We start from the raw sequence: 18,433 nt of genomic DNA, 5'->3' as shown, positions 1-18,433 counted from the left end.
CATGCCGCAGTTCGATTTCATCTTCATGCTCACGCGCAACGATCGCACCGTCGAGGATGCGCTGATCCACGTCGAGACAGCGCTGCGGGCCGGGATCGGCCATATCGGATTCAAGGATATCGGCCTGCCGTTCGACGAACTGGCCCGGCTTTCGCGGCGGATCAAGGATGCCGGAGCCAGCGCGTACATCGAAGTGGTGTCCCTCGACCGCGAAAGCGAACTGCGCTCGGTGAAGGCGGCGCTGGATCTTGGCGTCGATTTCCTGCTGGGCGGCACGCATGTGGACGATGTCCTGCCGATCATCGAAGGAACCGCCTTGCGCTACTATCCATTTCCCGGCCGGATCAGTGGCCATCCCAGCGTTCTCGAAGGTGATGAGGCGAGCATAGTGGCAAGCGCCGTTACGATCGCGCGACACGCCGGGGTGTCGGGCCTCGATCTGCTTGCCTACCGCGCCAAGGGCAACGCCCCCGCGCTGATCAAGGCGATTTGTGCAGCGGTCTCCAAGCCGGTCATCGTGGCAGGATCGATCGACAGCGAAGAACAGGTTCGCGCGGCTCGTGCCGGCGGGGCAGCCGGGTTCACCATCGGCACATCCGCGCTCGACGGGCGCTTTCCCGCCGATGGCACGAGCCTGGAAGCGCAGCTTGCCGCGATTAGTCAGGCCGCGCGCCGCTGAGATGACGCGGCATCGGGGCGGTGGATTACCTTACGCCAGCCAGTGCCGTGCAAGCGCCACGTGAAGACGAATGCCGGTCTCCATGACGGTATCGTTGAAGTCGTATTGCGGGTTGTGCAGCGGCGACGGATGATCCGGCGTACCCTGCCCCAGCCAGATGTAGGCTCCGGGGCGCTGCTGGAGCATGAAAGAGAAGTCTTCGGACGTCGGCGCAGGTTCGGGCGCGAGTTCGGCGCGCGCGATCGTTGCTGCAACTTCCAGAGCGTCTGTCGCTGCTTGGGGATCGTTGATCGTGGCAGGGTAGTAGCGGTCATAGGCCAAGGCACCCTCCACCTCGAACGAGGCCTCGATGCCCTTGATCATCGCGCGCATGCGATCTTCGATACGGTCCTGCACAGAGGGATCGAAAGTGCGGATCGTGCCGCCCACCATGACTTCTGCCGGAATCACGTTGTGCGCATGACCGCCATGAATTTCGGTCACGGACAGGACCGCAGCGGCGTAAGGCGGCACATCGCGTGCGACGATGGTGTTGAGTTGCTGGATCAGCGACGCAGCGGCCAGGATTGCATCAGGGCTGTCCTGCGGGATGGCGGCGTGCCCGCCCTTGCCCGTCAGCGTGATGCGGAACTTGTCGGCTGCGCCCATGATCGGGCCGGGGCGTGTGCTGATCGTCCCTGCGGGCAGACCTGGCCAGTTGTGGAGCGCATAGACCCGATCGCACGGGAAGCGATCGAACAGCCCTTCCTCGATCATCACGCGAGCACCGCCCTGCCCTTCTTCGGCAGGCTGGAAAATGAAATTGACGGTGCCGGCAAAATCGGGATCGGCGGCGAGTACCCTCGCAGCGCCAAGCAACATGGCAACATGGCCATCGTGTCCGCAGCCATGAAACGTACCGGGCGTCTTGCTGGCCCAAGGCAGGTTGGTCGCCTCATGAATGGGCAGGGCGTCCATGTCCGCCCGTAATCCGACGCTACGATCGCCGTCGCGCTTTCCCTTGAGCACGCCCACGAGACCGGTCGTACCGATACCTTCATGCACCTTAATGCCGATCTTGCGCAGCTCATCGGCAATGCGCGCTGCGGTGCGGTGTTCACGAAACCCAAGCTCGGGGTGAGCGTGGATATCGCGGCGCAAGGCCACGAGATCGGGCAGGATATCTGCAATCTGCTTCATACCGTCGGTACGCCTCGACCTCAGTTTTGCCCCAGCAGGTTCTGGATGGGGAAGTGATGCTTGATGAACGGCGATTTGATCACGACGTAGCTGAAGTACTTTTCGATGCCATAATCGCTCGCCAGCATGCTCTCCATGATCGACTGGTAATGCGAAACGCCGCGTGCAGCAAACTTCAGCAGGTAATCGTAGCCGCCGGAAACCATGTGGCATTCGACGATCTCGTCGATCTTGACGATGCGGCTTTCAAAGCGGCTGAAATCGCCCTGCCGGTGTTCGCTCAAAGTCACTTCGGTAAAGACGGTCAGCACCTCACCAAGCTTGCTGAAGTTGATGTGCGCGCCGTAACCACTGATGTATCCGGCCTTTTCCAGCCGCTTCACCCGGGTCAGGCAGGGGCTGGGCGACAAACCGACCGCGTCGGCCAGTTCCACGTTGGTGATCCGCCCCTCCTCCTGGAGCTTGGCAAGGATCTTCAGATCAATCCTGTCTAGCTTGGGTCCGGGCAGCATGACTTCGACCTCCCCTTAGACGACCAGCGCGCGAATATCGGGCTGTGCAAGCAATTGATCGAGTGAGGTTTCGACGCGATCAAAGATCATGTCCATCTCCTCGCTCGTACAGCAGAGCGCCGGCGCGAAGCCGAGCACGGCGTTAGCAAAACAGCGTACGATAACGCCATTGCCGTAGGTCAGCTTGGACAATCGCCCGCCGATGTCCAGTGATGAGTCGAAGATCGCCTTGGTCGCCTTGTTCGGCGTCAGTTCGATCGCGCCGAGCATTCCACGATAGCGCACGTCGCCGACCAGCGGATGCTGACGGATGCGCTCCATGTGTTCGGCAAAGCGTTCTCCGGTTTTGATACCGTTCTCCAGCAGCCCGCCCTCGCGATAGAGGCGCAGCACTTCGAGCGCCACAACGGCAGCAACCGGATGCCCCGAATACGTCTGGCCATGCCCGATCGGCAGCGCGGCAGGCGCAGCGTCGGCGATGGTCTGGTACACGTGATCGGCCATGAACATCGCGCCCATCGGGATATACCCTGCAGTCAGGCCCTTTGCGGTGGTCATGAAATCGGGCGACACGCCTTCGTCGAGGCACGCGAACAGCGGCCCGGTGCGACCGAAGCCGGTGATCACCTCATCGACGAGCATCAGGATGCCCAGCCGCGTGCAGGCATCCCGCAACGCCTTGAGCCAGCCGCGCGGCGGCACGATGACGCCGCCTGATCCCTGGATCGGCTCGCAGCAGAATGCGGCGACGTTGTCTGCGCCCAGTTCTGCGACCTTTGCCTCAAGCGCCGCAACGGTGCTGGCGATCACGGCCGCGTCGTCATGCCCCTCGGGGTGGCGATACTGGTAGGGCGAAGCGATGTGGTGCTGCCAGGGGCGCGGCAGATCGAAGTTGCGGTGGAAGTTGCCGAGCGCGGTCAGCCCAGCGCCAAGACTGCTGGAGCCATGATAGCCCCATTCGAGCGCGATGAAGTGCTTCTTCTGGGGACACCCGCGCGCGTTCCAGTAATGGACGATATAGCGGATGGCGCTGTCGACCGCGTCGGACCCGCCCTGTGTAAAGAACACGTGATCGAGACCGTCTGGCGCGGCGGCGGTCAATTCTCCGGCAAGGCGGATCACCGGTTCGCTGGCAAAGTGGAAATAGCCGGTGGCATACGGCAGCTTGCGCATCTGCTCGGCCGCAACCTCGGCGATCGAATCCTGCCCGTAGCCGACATTGACGCACCACAGACCGGCGAAGGCGTCTAGCAGCCGGTTACCGTCCGCATCGGTCAACCACATGCCCTTGCCCGATTCCAGCACCGTGGCGCCGCGCTGTTCATGCCCCCGGAACGAGGTGACCGAGTGGATCAGGTGATCACGATCGATATCGATCAGGGAGCGATTGGTTGGGCTGTTCATCGGGGCTCGTCCATTAGCTATCACTGCGCCGAGCCTACGCCCGCGACAAGAGCGGGTTTGCCCGAATGTGATGCCTATGGGGCCGAAACGACTATTCGCTGTGGAGGACGCAGCAGTTTATGCCGCGCCCTCAGCTTTATCAGAAGTACTTTAGCCACGTCAGGTCACGACGGCGACGCTTGAGCCGCGCGTACCACACCGTTGGGATGTAGAGCGGCACGATCATCGCGACGAACCACACCAGCACCCAGTTGTAGTTGTCGAACATGTAGTTGGCGCCGTTGTTCGGACCCCAGATGGCCAGTGCGCTGTGGTACAGGATGCGCAGGACGGTGAGGTGGAACAGGTAGAAGAACATCGGCGCACCGCCGAAAATCGCCAGTGCCGCGACAAGCCGTGAGTCGTTGATCTTCTCGAACAGTACGAGCATCAGCGCTCCGCCACCCAGCGTGGGCAACAGGAACAGTAGCGACGGCGGATACTTCGTCATCGAGATGAAGCTGATGACGGTACGGACCGGATCACCCTCGACCACGAACCAGGGCTGGTCGCCGTAGACGTTGAGCAAGCGCAGCAATACGAACGCTGCGATCATGCCAAAGCCAAGGGTCAGCAGACGCCGTTGCCGTACGTCAGGTGCCACGTCGCCGCGGAACCAGGGACCAATGCCGAAACCGAGCGAAATGACGCCGATCCATGGCAGGATGGGGTAGGTCGTCTTGGCCAGAAACCCGAGCGGAAGTGCGATTGTGTCGCGCTGGTGCACCATTGCCCACGGCGGAAACAGCGCGTTTTCCGCAGTAAGCCGGATCGGATCGAGCAGATTGTGGAAACAGACAAGAACGAGACCCAGCGTGATCAGCACGGCGCGTGGCAGGCGCATCAGCGCCGCCAGAATGATCATGCAGATGCCGATGCACCAGATCACCTGCAGCCAGAACGTCGGCTGCGGCACGATTCCCCAGTAAAGGGGCGACAGATATACCAGTTCGATGGCAATCAGCAGGAACCCGCGCTTGAGCAGGTACGAGGTGGTTTCCTCGACCGTATGGTTCACGCTGAACAGATAGACACCAAGCCCGGTGAGCGCGACGAAGATCGGCGCACAGAAGCTGACCGCGAAACGCGCGAACCCGATTGCCGGAATGATCGTGGCCGCGTTGATCGGGTCCGTGACCGGATAACTGACGAACCACGTCTCACGCAGATGATCGAGCAGCATCAGTACCATTACGAAGCCACGAAGCGCGTCGATGTTCGCCAGCCGGACACTTGCGACCGTCGTGGCCTTGGGAGCAGCAAGACCGCCTGCCGTCCCGGGGGGCATTGTTATGCTGCTCGCCATCTGTTTTGCCTTCCAGCTCGATTCCCAAGTTCATCATGTTGACGTAATTCGATGCCACCGCATCCCGAGATCGTCGCGAGAGTGGCAGAATCTATTAAAGATGCCTGACGCGGTGGGTTAATGTGCCGCAGCGCGGCTGGCGCACTACCCCTGCGGCAGGAACAGGTCCTTGTAAAATCCGGTCGTGCGGACTTTGACAGTGACCGGCGTTTCGCCCTTGTTGCGGAAATACCAGCCATGCGTACCCGTGAAAGGCGCGGTGAAGTTGCCTTGACCGCCTGCGAGCGTCTTGTCCGCCCAGTAGCTCGTAAATTCACCCTCGGCGGCGTCGACCTTTTCGCCGTGCATGTCGACCTTGACCGGACCGCCCTTGGCTGACCACTCGAAGACATAGCTGTCGCCAGCCTGCATGTGTGCCTTCACCTCCTGCCCGCTATGGGGGGCCAGGGTCAGTGTCATTTCATCGCTGCGAAATGTGCCCGTGCGGACGATCGACGTCTTTGTCGGGATGACGGCGGCGGCAGGCGCTGCAGCAGGCGCTTCGACCGCCGGAGCTTCTGCGTCGCTACCCGCGGCCATGCCTGCGATGCCTGTCAGCCGACCGACGCCTGTCGGATCGATGCCGTATTCGGCAGGCAAGACGAAAAGGACGACGATGGCAGCTGCGGCAAGCAGCGCGCCGCCAGTCGCCTTGGCCAGCGTACCGGGAGCCACCTGGATCGAGCCGACCGGATTGGGGGCGATGGTCTGATTCATGAAATTCGCCTCATCATGCCTGAGTGAAATAACCGGTGAGTTGGTAACCCACGAGCACAAAGCCAGCACACATCAGCGCGGCATTCGCGGTTATCGCGCTGCGCCGGAAGCTGCTCGTCGTACGCCACAGGTTCATTGCGATCAGGATGGCGCCAAGCGCCGTGAACTGACCCAACTCGACACCGACATTGAAGCTGATCAGGTTGGGCAACAGTCCGTCCTGCGACAGCGTCAAATCCTGAAGCTTGGTTGCCAGGCCAAAGCCGTGGAAGAAGCCGAAGATCAGCACAGCCGCCTTGGGGTTGGGAGCGCGTCCGAACAGCGTTCTGAAGCCGTCGAGGTTATCGAACGCCTTGTAGACGACAGAAAGCCCGATGATGGCATCGACGATATAGGCATTGGCGCGAATATCGAACAGAACGCCCAAGAGCAGCGTGGTGCTGTGGCCGATGGCGAACAGCGTCACATACGTGCCGACGTCCTTGAGCCGGTAGAGGAAGAAGATCACTCCGACCAGAAACAGCAGATGGTCGTAACCGGTGACCATGTGCTTGGCGCCGAGGTACATGTAGGGGCCGATTGCGAGCCCCGAAGCGCCTTCGATGAACGCGCGGTCGTCTTCACCCACGCCGTGGGCATGGGCTGCGGACTTGAGTGCGATGACGATGAGCAGTGCGATGGCCCACCCGGCCCAGCGCAGCAGTCCTTGCGGAGCCATGTGGGCGGTCGAGCGGGCCATCAGATCCTCACTTGACCATGAAGGAGGCGAGGGTCTTCGCTCCGCCGGCCTTGCTGGTCAATGCGACCACCACTTTTGCGCCCGCCGGGATCTTGAGGCCCGGGGCGGTCATCTTGTTGCCCTTCTGTGCTACCAGGGGGGTTTCCTTTTTCGCGCCGCTCGCCGTGACGATGAGCTTGCCGGTGAAGCCCGACGCTGCCAGCGGCTCGTCCTCTTCCGAGATGTAGATGTCCACGCTCTTGGGTGCGCGGACGAGTTCGACGACGGTTTCGCCGGTCATGGTCACCAGCCCGCCATGGCTCGGCTTCATCGAACCATGAGCGATTGCGGCTGCTGGAAGCGCAATGAGCGCGAAGCCTGCCATTGCGGCAATGATACGTTTGGCGTTCATTTCAAATTCTCCTGAGTTCCGCTTATTCCGGCAGGTGGGGCAAAACGAACGCCAGCGACGCGCGGTATTCCATCTGCTTGTACTTGGCGGGATTGTCGGTCGGAGCGACATAGATGCCGACAAGCACGTTCAGGCCCTGGTTGCGCACCGGCAACGTGACATAGCCTTCTGCGTCGGTCTTGAGCGGCTTCTGGTCAGGATCGTTGACGTAATCCTGCATGATGTCGACGCCACCCATCGGCTTGCCGTCATAGAATGCGCGAACCTTGATCGGCTGGCCCATTGCTTCGGGAAGCTTTGTGCCGACCGGAATGAGCTGCAGCTTATGACCGGGGATCAGCGGAATGGGCTTGGTCGGCATCTGAGTGATATAGACGGCGGACTTGAAGTTATGCTCACTCACCGTGGCATCCTTGACCTCGTCCATCCCCTTGTTGTGCCATGTCCCGGCCGCGTCCTTCGACCACAAGCCATAGTCCATAACGGCTGCAACTACGGCCAAGGGTTCATCGCTATCCACCACGGGAATAGCACCTGCCGCACGAAGCGTAGCGGTCGCTGGCAGGCCATCTGAATCTAGGCCGGTCACAGACGTGATCAGCGGCAGCCGCTTGACGGCGTCCAGATCGTCGGCACCGACTCCATAGATCAGCGCCGTCTGCTTGCCACGCTGGGCGAACCAGATCGCATGGGCGCCAGCGGCTGAGGAAGCGATCGCAGTCGCAGCGGTGACCGCAGCGATCGCGGCTGAAATATAAGGTGAAATCCTGCGCATGATAGCGACCTCCGGATTGGTTGGCCGGATCGTTCCGGTGTGACCAGCTTATGTCACAAGACCGGCATTATTGCTTGAATGTCTGCATGTACCGATATGATCACCCGCACGCCTCGCGATTGACGGCAGAACCGTCCGCTTGCCCGGCAACCGATGCAATCCGGTCGGGCGCTGCTCTAATCCGCGCCAAACAGATTCTGGATCGGGAGTTGGTGCTTGATGAACGGAGATTTGATCACGACGTACGAGAAGTACTTCTCGATGCCGTAGTCATTGGCAAGCATGCCCTCGATGACGGACTGGTAGTGCGAAACGCCGCGCGCAACGAACTTCAGCAGGTAATCGTAACTACCTGAAACCACGTGGCATTCAACGATCTCGCTGACTTTGGCAATGCGGCTCTCAAACCGGGAATGGTCGCCTTGGCGGTGCTCCCCCAATGTGACCTCGGTAAACACCGTCAGGAATTCACCCAGCATATTGAAGTTCACGCGCGCACCGTATGCGGTGATGTACCCCGCTTTTTCGAGCCGCTTTACACGGGTCAGACAAGGGCTCGGCGAAAGCCCCACCGCGTCGGCCAGCTCGACATTGGTTATCCGGCCTTCCTTCTGCAGCTTGGCGAGAATTTTGAGGTCGATCCTGTCGAGCCTTGGCGCGGGCATCATGGCGTCGGTTTCCCGTGAATGTCGCTGTCTAACCCAGCGCGTCGGCAATGGCCTTGCCGCAATCCTGGGTGCTGGCGGCGCCCTTGAGATCGCTGGTCCGGGCCGAGGGCGTTGCGAGAACCTGTTCGACCGCGCGCATGATCGCAGCAGCGGCCTCGGTCTCGCCCAGATGGTCGAGCATCATCGCGGCCGACCAGATCTGGCCCACCGGATTGGCGATGTTCTGGCCCGCGATGTCCGGCGCGGATCCGTGAACCGGTTCGAACAGCGATGGATGGATGCCTTCGGGATTGATGTTGGCCGACGGCGCCACGCCGATGGTGCCTGTGCAGGCGGGGCCGAGATCGGAGAGGATATCGCCGAACAGGTTGGACCCTACGACTACGTCGAAACGGTCGGGGTTCAACACGAACTGCGCAGTGAGGATGTCGATGTGATACTTGTCCCGGCGCACGTCAGGGTATTGCTCGCCCATCGCTTCGACGCGCTGGTCCCAGTACGGCATGGTGATTGCGATACCGTTCGACTTGGTCGCGCTGGTCAGATGCTTGTTCGGTCGCTTCTGGGCAAGGTCGAATGCAAAGCGCAGGATGCGATCCACGCCAACGCGCGTCATCACCGTCTCTTGAATGACGATCTCACGCTCGGTGCCGGGGAACATGATCCCGCCCACTGAGGAGTATTCGCCTTCGGTATTCTCGCGCACCACCCAGAAATCGATATCACCGGGCTCGCGGCCAGCCAGCGGGCACGGCACGCCGGGCATCAGGCGCACCGGGCGAAGGTTGACGTATTGGTCGTATTCCCGGCGGAACTGTAGCAGCGAACCCCACAGCGATACGTGATCGGGTACGGTATCGGGCCAGCCGACCGCGCCGAAGAAGATCGCGTCGGGACGACCGATCTCTTCCTTCCAGTTGTCCGGCATCATCTTGCCGTGACGTGTGTAGTAGTCGCAGCTGGCAAAATCATGCCACTTCTGATCGATATCGAAGCCGAACAGCGACGCCGCCTTTTCGAGCACGCGCATGCCCTCGGGCATCACTTCCTTGCCGATGCCATCTCCGGGGATGACCGCGATGGTGTGCTTGCGGGTGTTGCTGCTCATGTGATCCCCCTGAGGAAACGAAGTTATCAGATCTTCAGGCCACCGATGTGAAAGGCCTTGGTTTCAAGGTATTCCTCGATGCCAAGCGTTCCGCCTTCGCGTCCGAGGCCCGACTGCTTGATTCCGCCGAACGGTGCGACGTCCATCGCAATGCTGCCGGTATTGAGTGCCACCATCCCGGCCTCCAGCGCCTCGGCGACCCGAAAGGCGCGGTCGAGGCCCGAGGTGTAGAAATAGCTGGCAAGCCCGTACTGGGTATCATTGGCGAGCGCGATGGCCTCTTCCTCGGTCTCGAACCGGAACAGCGGAGCGACCGGTCCAAAGGTTTCTTCGGCAGCAAGTCGCATATCCGAGGCGGCATCACCGATGATCAGTGGGCGGACAAAATTGTCACCTTCGCGGCCCTTGCCCGAGAACAGCACCTTGCCACCCTTGGACACGGCGTCTTCGACATGAGCGCTTACCTTGTCGACTGCTGCGCGGTTGATCAGCGGACCGGTTGTTGTCCCGGCCTCCATGCCGTTGCCGACATTGAGGTCCGAGACGGCCGCGCCGAGACGGGAGGCAAATTCGTCATAGATCGGCGCGTGAACGAGAATGCGATTGGCGCAGACGCAGGTCTGGCCGGCGTTGCGGAACTTGCTGGCCATCGTGGCCTTGACCGCCAGGTCGAGGTCGGCATCGTCGAATACGATCAGGGGTGCATTGCCACCCAGTTCAAGCGACAGCCGCTTGATCGTATCGGCGCTCTGACGCATCAGCAGCGCGCCGACCCGGGTAGACCCGGTGAACGAGAGCTTGCGCACCAGCGGGCTCTTCGTGATAGCCTCGCCGATCGCCTGCGGCATGCCGGTCAGGAGGTTGATCGTACCCTTGGGGAACCCTGCGCGAACCGCCAGCTCGATCAACGCCAGAGCGGTAAACGGCGTGAGGTCCGATGGCTTGATCACCACCGGGCAGCCGGCGGCCAACGCCGGCGCGCACTTGCGCGTGATCATCGCGGCGGGAAAGTTCCACGGGGTAATCGCAGCGGAAACACCGACCGGCTCGGTCATCACGATGATCCGGCGGTCACGTTCCGGCGACGGAATGTTACGCCCGCCGACACGGCGCGCTTCCTCGGCAAACCACTTGATGAAAGTGGCCGCGTAGCGGATTTCGCCCTGCGCCTCGGGGAACGGTTTACCCTGCTCGGCCGTCATGATGCGCGCGAGGTCATCGAGGTTGGCAAGCACGAGCGTGTGCCAGTCTTCGAGCAGTGCCGCACGCTCCCCCGCAGTGCGACGGCGCCAGTCTGCCCATGAAACCTGCGCAGCGGCAATGGCGGCCTCAGTCTCGACAGTACCGCATTGCGGCACCGTGCCGATGACGTCACCGGTTGCGGGGTTGGTCACTTCCATCTGGGGAAGGCCGCTTGCAATCCATTCGCCATCGACGAACGCTGCCTGACGCAGCAGGGTTGGATCATTCAGAGTAATCATGGTTCAACCTAATGCTTGAGCCGCAAGACCAAAGAGTGTGACTTCCCGATCCGGGACCGGCGCGGGACCGAGCGCCATTCGCGTGACCCGATCCGCTTCGGGCAGGCCGACCTCCTGGAGCCAGGGCCCAAGCCCGGTCGCTTCCGGCACGTCGATGCGGCAAAAGCTCCCAGTGAGCGTGCCAATCCAGTGCGCGATCAGTGCCCTGGCACCAGCAGCGTCAGGCGCGACGACCGGTCCGATTACCCACCCACGCCCGAACCGCCGCTTCATCGCAAAACCGGTCTGCTGATGTTCATGGCACAGGACGACCGTGCTGCTCTCGGCAAACAATGTTTCAAGCAGAGCGGCGCGATCCATGCCCATTGACGATGAGTACATCTCTTTGAGGACATGCGCGTCAGCTGCGCCCATCGGCCTGACCCGCTCACCTTGACGCAGTTCCACGAGGGGCTGCGCCGGAGCGATCGCGTGATGCTGGCAAACCGTAGAGAGTTCCGTGAAACCCAGCTTGCCGTAAAGTGGTCGGCCCACTTCGGTCGCGTTAAGGATGACGGTCACCCCGTCCAAACGCTCGATCATGGCACTGGCGAGTTTACGGCCAAGGCCGCGGCCTTGCTGGGCCACAGCCACTATGACGACGCCCAGCATTGCGACGCTGTCACCAAAACGCCACGACATGATCGTGCCGCCGATCGTGCCGTCGACTTCGGCGACAAGCCCGGTGCCGATCGACAGGAGCATCTCCAGGTCTTGTTCGCGGTGAGGCCATTGCTGCTCAAAGCACAGATCGGCGACGGCGTGGATATCAGCCTCGACCATGTCGCGCATCACGATCTGCGCCGCGTCCTGAAGTGCCATACAATGCTCCCAAGCTTGAGACGATCTATGGCTGGCAACACCAGTCCGAGTTGACACTGGTTATCCGGCACACCTCGAAAGAAGGTGCTGGTTATCCGCGGCATTTGGAATTTTATCGCGAAAACGTCCTAAGCCCGGTGCCGACTAGAACTCCGACACGTCGATCTTGGTCCCGCCGTCGAACCGCGAAAGCCGGTAAGGGCGCGGATCGACGATCGGATCCTGCCCGGTCGCGATGTCGGCGACGAGGTGGCTGGCGCCTGGTCCGATGCCGAAACCATGGCCGCTGAAACCTGCTGCCAGGATCAGACCGGGCACAGCCGGAAGGTTGTCTATCACAGGGACGCCATCGGGCGTGCTGTCGACGAAGCCGGCCCAACTTGCCAACACCGGCGCTTGCGCCACAGCTGGGATCAACCGGGACACCCGCTCTACCGTCAGGCGGATGGTCTTGGCATCCGGCACCGGATCGAGGATCCGCCGCGCTTCCATCGGAGTGGGCTGATCCAGCCGCCAGTTCGACAGCGTCTCATGTCCGGCGAGCAATCCCTGCAGACCACCCGGCGATACCTTGCTCCAGCGCTCCTTGAACATCGGCAGGAACTGCTTCTGGTATTTCAGGAATTGCATTGTCGGGTCGACCTTCGCCCGCCCGCTATAGGCCAGCGCATGGGCACCCTCGCCTCGCCGCGTGATCGACATGGAATCGCCATAGAAGGCATCGGGCAAGGTCATGTGGCCAGTGCCCACGGCCAGGATCGACTGGCGGACGGTGGCCTGTGGGAAACGTACGCCCAGTTGCCGCATGAACGATGACGCCCATGCGCCGCCTGCGTGGATGACCAGCTTCGTCCGGATGGTGCCGCGTTCAGTCACGACGCCACTCACTGCGCCGCCCGTCGTCTCGATACCACGCGCGGCACAGGCCTGATGGACTGTGCTGCCCAGCGCCATGACTGCCCGCGCAACTGCCGGCACCGCAAGTCCAGGGTCCGCGATCCCGTCCATCTGCGAATGCACGCCGCCCTTCCACACCTTGCCGGTGAACTTGCCGTGGTCGCTGGCCTCCTGGCTGTTCAGCATCCGCGTCTTGACGCCGATCGAACGCGCATATTCGCCCCACTTCGCCCAGGTTTCGATCTCGGAAGCGTCGTTGCTGACGTAGAAGAGGCCACACCGGCGGAAGCCTGTATCTTCGCCGCTTTCGACTCCGAATTGTTCCCACAGATCGAGCGCCTTGGTCGCAAGCGGCAGTTCGCGCTCGTCGCGGTTCTGTTGCCGACACCACCCCCAGTTGCGGCTCGATTGTTCGCCGCCGACCACGCCCTTTTCAAGCAGCGCAACTTTCAGCCCGCGCTGCGCGAGGTAATAGGCCGTGAAGCTCCCGATTATTCCGCCGCCAATGACCACGGCATCGGCTTCTGCCGGCAGGTCTGGCGTCGACTTGATGAATCTCAGGGGCGCGGGCATTTCAAATCTCCGGTAAGCGCTGGCATCATGCGAAGCCGAGTATGGCCTTGACTTCGAGGTACTCTTCGAAGCCGAACACGCCGTATTCACGGCCGTTTCCGGACTGCTTGTAGCCTCCGAACGGCGCATGGGCATCCCAGGCGGGGTTGTTGATGTGGACCTGTCCGGTGCGGATCCGCAGAGCTACGCTGCGGGCTTGTGCAATATCGGCACCGTGTACATGTCCGCCCAGCCCGAACACGCTGTCGTTGGCAATTGTCACGGCCTCATCGACATCGTCGTAGGGAATGATGACCAGCACCGGCCCGAAGATTTCCTCCTGCGCAATGCGCATGGCACTGGCTACGTCGGAAAAGACGGTCGGACGCACGTAGAAGCCATCCGGCAATCCGTCCGGCCGCTCCGGCCCGCCACAGACCAGCCTCGCGCCGTCTTCCAGTCCGACCGCGATCATGGTGTTGACGCGTTGGAACTGCGCGCGGTTGGCGATCGGGCCAAGCGTCGTCGCCTCCTTGGCAGGGTCGCCCACCACGATGGACTCCACCGTCTGGCGGGCGAGCGCCTCGACTTCGGCGAGATTGGCACGCGGCACGATCATCCGCGTCGGCGCGCTGCACGATTGCCCGACGTTGCGAAACGCGGCCATAACGCCAAGCGGCACGACCCGTTCGAAATCGGCATCGGGCAGCAGCACGTTCGGCGATTTTCCGCCAAGCTCCTGCGTCACCCGCTTCACCGTCGGTGCAGCGCCCTGTGCGACGAGCACACCCGCGCGGTTCGATCCGGTAATCGAAATCATGTCGATGTCGGGATGCGCCGCCATGGCTGCACCCACCTCGCTGCCGGTCCCGTTGACCAGATTGAACACGCCGGGTGCCGCGCCTGCATCATGCACGATCTGCGCAAACATCATCCCGCTTAGCGGCGAAAGCTCGCTGGGCTTGAGCACCACGGTGCAGCCAGCAGCAAGCGCTGGAGCGACCTTGGCAGTGATCTGGTACAGCGGCCAGTTCCACGGCGTTATGAGGCCCGCTACGCCGATGGGCTCGCGGACGACCGCCGTGGTGCCATGCAGCGTCAGGAATTCGTAGTCCCGCAGCACGTCGATGGCCGCGCGCACATGCGCCGCCGCCAACGGAACATGGGCAGCGCGCGCATGCGTGATCGCCGCGCCCATCTCGAGCGTCAGAACCTGCGCCAGTGGTTCGGCGCGTTCGAGTATCAGCGCGTGGATGCGCTCCAGCAGCGCCAGTCTGTCCTCAACTGAGGAACTGGAGAACGCCGGGAAGGCGGCACGTGCTGCGGCGACCGCGCGATCGAGATCGGCACTCGCCCCTGCGACGATCTCGGCCACCTGCTCTCCGGTGGCGGGATTGATGACGGGCAGGCGCTCCGTGCCGGACACCGGCAACCACGTACCGCCGATATAGGCGCAATCGCCCAGGTCGGCGATCTCTCGCTCCGCTTGCGCAACCGCGTCCGTCATCCCACCATGTCCCTGTAGCGGTAATAGGCGCCAACGAATGGCAGGAACCATGGTGTGCCGAAATAGCCCGGGATCGCGGGCCAGTCGAAGTCGCGCCAGGGGTTGAGATCGACCTTGCCGTCGAGTACTTCGGCCATGACCCCGCCCATGTAGGTCGCCATGTGCGTGCCGTGGCCGCTGTAGCCCATCGAATAGAACACGCCGTCGCGCTCCCCGGCGCGCGGCAGGCGATCGCTCGTCATGTCGACCATGCCACCCCAGCAGTAGTCGATGCGCGTGTCGACCAGCTCGGGGAAAAAGTTCAGCATCGACTGCCGCAGGATCGCGCCGCTCTTGGCGTCGGCTGCCGGGTCGCTCCGGCTCGAAAAACGGGCTCGCCCGCCGAACAGGATGCGATTGTCGGGTGTCGTGCGGAAGTAACTGACGAAGTTCCGCGTATCGACCGTGTTGCGGCGGCGCGGAGTCAGGCGGTCGAGCAGTTCGACCGGAAGCGGCTCGGTGGCGATCAGATAGGCACCCACCGGCACGATCCGGCGACGGAACCAGCCGAGTGGGCCGACCCTTGATGTGCCCGTCGCCAGCAGGACCTGATTGGCGATGATGCTGCCATGGGGCGTGGTCAGTTCGTGCGACGTCCCTGAAACCCGGCGCATGCCGATCAGCGGGTTGTGCTCGTGGACGATGCCGCCGTGCCGGACCACGGCTTCGGCCAGACCCTGCCCGTACATGCCCATGTGCATGTTGGCGCTCTTGCCGTAGATCATCCCGCCATAGAACCGATCCGAACCGATCTCGGATGGCAGGTCGGCGGGCATGACCAGCTGTGTCTCCGGATCGACATTGCGCGCCAGCAGTTCCTGCGAGCGCTTGATCTTGTCGAAGTGTTCCGGTTTTGCCGCCAGCTTCAGCTTGCCAATGCGCCCGAAATGGCAATCGATGCCCTCCTCGGCGACGATGGACTCGACCTTGTCCACGCCCGCATCGAACGCGCGATAGAACATGTTTGCGCGTTCGATGCCGAAGCGCTCCACCATACCGCCATAGTCCTGCGCAAAACCGTTGTTGCACATCCCGCCATTGCGCCCGGAAGCCGCGCCAGCGACGCGATCGGCTTCGAGAACGACGACCTTGGCCCCCTTCTTTGCCAGGGCAAGCGCTGCGCACAGACCCGTAAACCCGGCACCGATTACCGCAACATCGGCCGTTCCTTGAGGACCGCCAGATGCAGCCGAAGCAAACGGTTTTGCCGTATCGAGCCAGTAGGACATCATTTTCATGTCAGTTCTCCGCCCTCGCAGATTGCTGCGACAGGCACGTCTTGCTCACCATCCGCGCATACGCGGCCACCGGGCGGTGATCTCTCGGCCCTGCCCATCGACCACGTTATAGGTTTCGTGCTGCGCGCAAGTGGCGCAGGCGTGATTGGGCAGGATGCGCACTCGCGATCCGATCGGAAGGTCGGGCAGGACGCCTTGGCTTCCCGGCCTCACCTTCAGGATACCGTGCTCCTGGCTCGCGTCTTCGACAATCACGTCCGTGAACGGCGTGCCATCAATGTCGCAGACCAGACCATAGCCCTGATCTACCGGATGGCGTTGCGTGCCCCGGTCACGCGACATGGCCATCCACCCAGAGTCGGTCAGGATCCAGCCCTTCTCAGGACGGTGCCCGATGACCGTTGCCAGCACCGATACCGCGATATCATCGGCGTCGCACACGCCGATCCCGTGCATGACGAGATCGAAGAAGGTGAAGACACCCGCTCGGACCTCGGTCACGCCCGTCAGGTCCCTGGCGAAATGCGCAGTGGGCGTCGAACCGACACTTACGACGGCAACGCCATGACCCGCTGCCCGAAGCAGTTCTGCCGCCGCGACCGCCGCCGCACGTTCGCCTTCGGCCGCCTCCGGCAGCCCCGCGCCACCACGGGCGTTGTACGATTCCCCGGCATGGGTCAGCACGCCTTCAAACGGCACCCCGCCCTGCCGGAGAATGTCGGCGATGACGACAAGCGTCCGGTCATCTGGCAGCAATCCGCCGCGATGCCCGTCGCAGTCGATCTCGATCAGCACTGCCGGCATGGCACCGCCATCGCGCGCCGCAGTAGCAAGCGCCTGTGCCTGTTCGACGGTATCGATGAGCACGGACAGCCGGACTCCCTCATCGACCAGCCGGCGCGCACGCTCGATCTTGTCGAGACCGAGTCCGACGGCATAGGTAATGTCGGTGAAGCCGCCGCTGGCAAAATACTCCGCTTCGGCCAGGGTCGAAACGGTGATCGGCCCGCTACCTGCGGGAAACAGGCGCCGTGCAACGTCGAGCGACTTCGAGGTCTTCACGTGCGGACGGAAATCCACACCGAGCTTGGCGAGGTGCGCGCGCAGCCGTGCGATGTTCCTGTCTACTTTGCCCAGATCGAGCACCAGCGCTGGTGTCTCGCAAGTCTCGAGCGACATTGCGGGACTGACATCCCGGACCAAAGCTTCTTGGTCAATCATTGAAACACTCCCGTGAGAACCGCCCGTCGTCAACCGAGCGACTGGTTGGACAAGGCAAAGAGGGTTGCATCGGGCACCGCCTGCGGAGGCTGCCCCAAGGCCATCGTGACCACTTGGTCGACCTGGGGGAGGCCAATTTCGGAGAGCCATTCAGACAGGCCGCTGGCCTCGGTGACATCGATCCGCACGAATCCGCCTTCGTAAGCGGACGCAAGCGTAGCGATGATGGCGCGCGCGTCGGTCTGGTCGCGCGCGATCACCGGCCCAATGACCACGCCACGCCCCCAACGGCGCACACCACCGTAGCCCACGATATCGCCACCGCGCTCCACCACGACCGCGTCGGAAATAGGGAACAAGGCCTCCAGCAGGCCCTTGCGATCCATCCCGGCTGCACGGCTGTCCAATTCAATGATGGCCGGGCGATCATCCAGCCTGGCTGCGCGAACCGCGACCACGGGATCAATACGGGGCACTTTTACGAGCACCGCCTGATGTTGATATACCATGCCGTACGGCACGAACCCGAGCCGGGTGTAAAGCGGGCCACCTTCCTTGGTGGAATTAAGTACCATCCGCCGTCCGGCAGCATCGGCCAGCAGGGCTGTCATCAGCTTGCCGCCGATACCCTGCCGCTGCGCAAGGGGCGAGACGATGATCATGCCGATCGTGGCGAATGTATCCCCGTAAGGCCACCACAACGCGGTGCCCACGAGCTTTCCGTCCGATTCGACCGCGAAACCGCGTCCCAACTCAAGCGCGAACTTCCAGTCCTCAATGCGATACGGCCAGTTCAGTGCCTGAGAGAGACCGTAGGCCTGCTCGAGATGGTCATGAGTCAGCGCGACCACGCTGCTGCTGGAACACTCGACCATCGACCCGGACATTCCCAAGATACTCCTCAGAACCGTCTTCCGGATCGGCGACAGACCGCGTAGCCGGTGACGTGCGCCGGTTTTTCAGACCGCGCCGTGATGCAGGAAGACTAGACCAATTTCACGTGGCAAATTCTCCTGAATGACCGCGAGCCACATGGCAGTCCTGCGGGACTTGTCAGGTGTGGCGGTACATTCTGCCGGGG

Annotated in this window: 18 protein-coding genes; 1 reads left to right on the top strand and 17 read right to left on the bottom strand. The window is 62.3% G+C overall.

The genetic code is table 11. The features are described 5' to 3' along the window. Position 1: 1 nt before the first annotated feature. Positions 2 to 679, top strand: a complete 678-nt coding sequence (locus tag GGQ88_RS14120; RefSeq protein WP_183614091.1) for a 4-hydroxythreonine-4-phosphate dehydrogenase — start codon at positions 2 to 4, stop codon at positions 677 to 679. A gap of 30 nt (positions 680 to 709) precedes the next feature. On the opposite strand, the gene GGQ88_RS14115 is transcribed toward GGQ88_RS14120, so the two are convergent. From GGQ88_RS14115 to GGQ88_RS14035, 17 genes are all read right to left on the bottom strand, one after another. Next, complete coding sequence (locus tag GGQ88_RS14115; RefSeq protein WP_183614090.1) at positions 710 to 1,858, bottom strand: M20 aminoacylase family protein; 1,149 nt, start codon at positions 1,856 to 1,858, stop codon at positions 710 to 712. Positions 1,859 to 1,878: 20 nt separating this feature from the next. Next, positions 1,879 to 2,370 carry an Lrp/AsnC family transcriptional regulator gene (locus tag GGQ88_RS14110; RefSeq protein WP_183614089.1) on the bottom strand — a complete coding sequence of 164 codons (492 nt, stop codon included), beginning with the start codon at positions 2,368 to 2,370 and terminating at the stop codon, positions 1,879 to 1,881. Positions 2,371 to 2,385: 15 nt separating this feature from the next. Beyond that, entirely contained in the window at positions 2,386 to 3,774 is a 1,389-nt protein-coding gene (locus GGQ88_RS14105) for an aspartate aminotransferase family protein (protein WP_183614088.1), read from the bottom strand. A gap of 139 nt (positions 3,775 to 3,913) precedes the next feature. Beyond that, positions 3,914 to 5,101 carry an acetyltransferase domain-containing protein gene (locus GGQ88_RS14100; RefSeq protein ID WP_246386034.1) on the bottom strand — a complete coding sequence of 396 codons (1,188 nt, stop codon included), beginning with the start codon at positions 5,099 to 5,101 and terminating at the stop codon, positions 3,914 to 3,916. 162 nt (positions 5,102 to 5,263) lie between these two features. Beyond that, positions 5,264 to 5,875, bottom strand: coding sequence for a hypothetical protein (locus GGQ88_RS14095; RefSeq protein ID WP_183614086.1), 612 nt, complete (start codon positions 5,873 to 5,875; stop codon positions 5,264 to 5,266). A 13-nt stretch (positions 5,876 to 5,888) separates the two neighbouring features. Beyond that, a complete protein-coding gene (locus GGQ88_RS14090; protein WP_183614085.1) occupies positions 5,889 to 6,614 on the bottom strand; it encodes a HupE/UreJ family protein in 726 nt (241 codons plus the stop codon). Positions 6,615 to 6,621: 7 nt separating this feature from the next. After that, positions 6,622 to 7,005, bottom strand: coding sequence for a hypothetical protein (locus GGQ88_RS14085; protein WP_183614084.1), 384 nt, complete (start codon positions 7,003 to 7,005; stop codon positions 6,622 to 6,624). Between the two features lie 22 nt (positions 7,006 to 7,027). Continuing rightward, on the bottom strand, positions 7,028 to 7,780 hold the full coding sequence (locus tag GGQ88_RS14080; protein WP_183614083.1) for a DUF4198 domain-containing protein: 753 nt from the start codon (positions 7,778 to 7,780) through the stop codon (positions 7,028 to 7,030). A gap of 176 nt (positions 7,781 to 7,956) precedes the next feature. Next, complete coding sequence (locus tag GGQ88_RS14075) at positions 7,957 to 8,448, bottom strand: Lrp/AsnC family transcriptional regulator (RefSeq protein WP_183614082.1); 492 nt, start codon at positions 8,446 to 8,448, stop codon at positions 7,957 to 7,959. A gap of 28 nt (positions 8,449 to 8,476) precedes the next feature. Then, positions 8,477 to 9,556 (bottom strand): tartrate dehydrogenase, encoded by a 1,080-nt coding sequence (locus GGQ88_RS14070; protein WP_183614081.1) that lies wholly within the window; start codon positions 9,554 to 9,556, stop codon positions 8,477 to 8,479. A gap of 26 nt (positions 9,557 to 9,582) precedes the next feature. Continuing rightward, entirely contained in the window at positions 9,583 to 11,037 is a 1,455-nt protein-coding gene (locus GGQ88_RS14065; RefSeq protein WP_183614080.1) for an NAD-dependent succinate-semialdehyde dehydrogenase, read from the bottom strand. A 3-nt stretch (positions 11,038 to 11,040) separates the two neighbouring features. After that, complete coding sequence (locus tag GGQ88_RS14060; RefSeq protein WP_183614079.1) at positions 11,041 to 11,898, bottom strand: GNAT family N-acetyltransferase; 858 nt, start codon at positions 11,896 to 11,898, stop codon at positions 11,041 to 11,043. A gap of 144 nt (positions 11,899 to 12,042) precedes the next feature. Further along, entirely contained in the window at positions 12,043 to 13,368 is a 1,326-nt protein-coding gene (locus GGQ88_RS14055; protein ID WP_183614078.1) for an NAD(P)/FAD-dependent oxidoreductase, read from the bottom strand. A 25-nt stretch (positions 13,369 to 13,393) separates the two neighbouring features. After that, a complete protein-coding gene (locus tag GGQ88_RS14050) occupies positions 13,394 to 14,854 on the bottom strand; it encodes an aldehyde dehydrogenase family protein (protein WP_183614077.1) in 1,461 nt (486 codons plus the stop codon). Beyond that, the gene (locus tag GGQ88_RS14045) at positions 14,851 to 16,131 is read right to left on the bottom strand and encodes an NAD(P)/FAD-dependent oxidoreductase (RefSeq protein ID WP_183614076.1); all 1,281 of its coding nucleotides are present in this window, start codon (positions 16,129 to 16,131) and stop codon (positions 14,851 to 14,853) included. Before GGQ88_RS14045 ends, GGQ88_RS14050 begins: the two co-directional genes overlap by 4 nt. A gap of 45 nt (positions 16,132 to 16,176) precedes the next feature. Next, complete coding sequence (locus GGQ88_RS14040; RefSeq protein ID WP_183614075.1) at positions 16,177 to 17,352, bottom strand: alanine racemase; 1,176 nt, start codon at positions 17,350 to 17,352, stop codon at positions 16,177 to 16,179. Between the two features lie 29 nt (positions 17,353 to 17,381). Continuing rightward, positions 17,382 to 18,239 (bottom strand): GNAT family N-acetyltransferase, encoded by an 858-nt coding sequence (locus tag GGQ88_RS14035; protein WP_221214685.1) that lies wholly within the window; start codon positions 18,237 to 18,239, stop codon positions 17,382 to 17,384. Positions 18,240 to 18,433: the final 194 nt, after the last annotated feature.

The organism is Novosphingobium hassiacum (assembly GCF_014196055.1).
Taxonomy (GTDB): Bacteria; Pseudomonadota; Alphaproteobacteria; order Sphingomonadales; family Sphingomonadaceae; genus Novosphingobium; species Novosphingobium hassiacum.
Note: the sequence above shows the minus strand (reverse complement) of the source record. Positions and strands in the feature narration are given on the sequence as shown.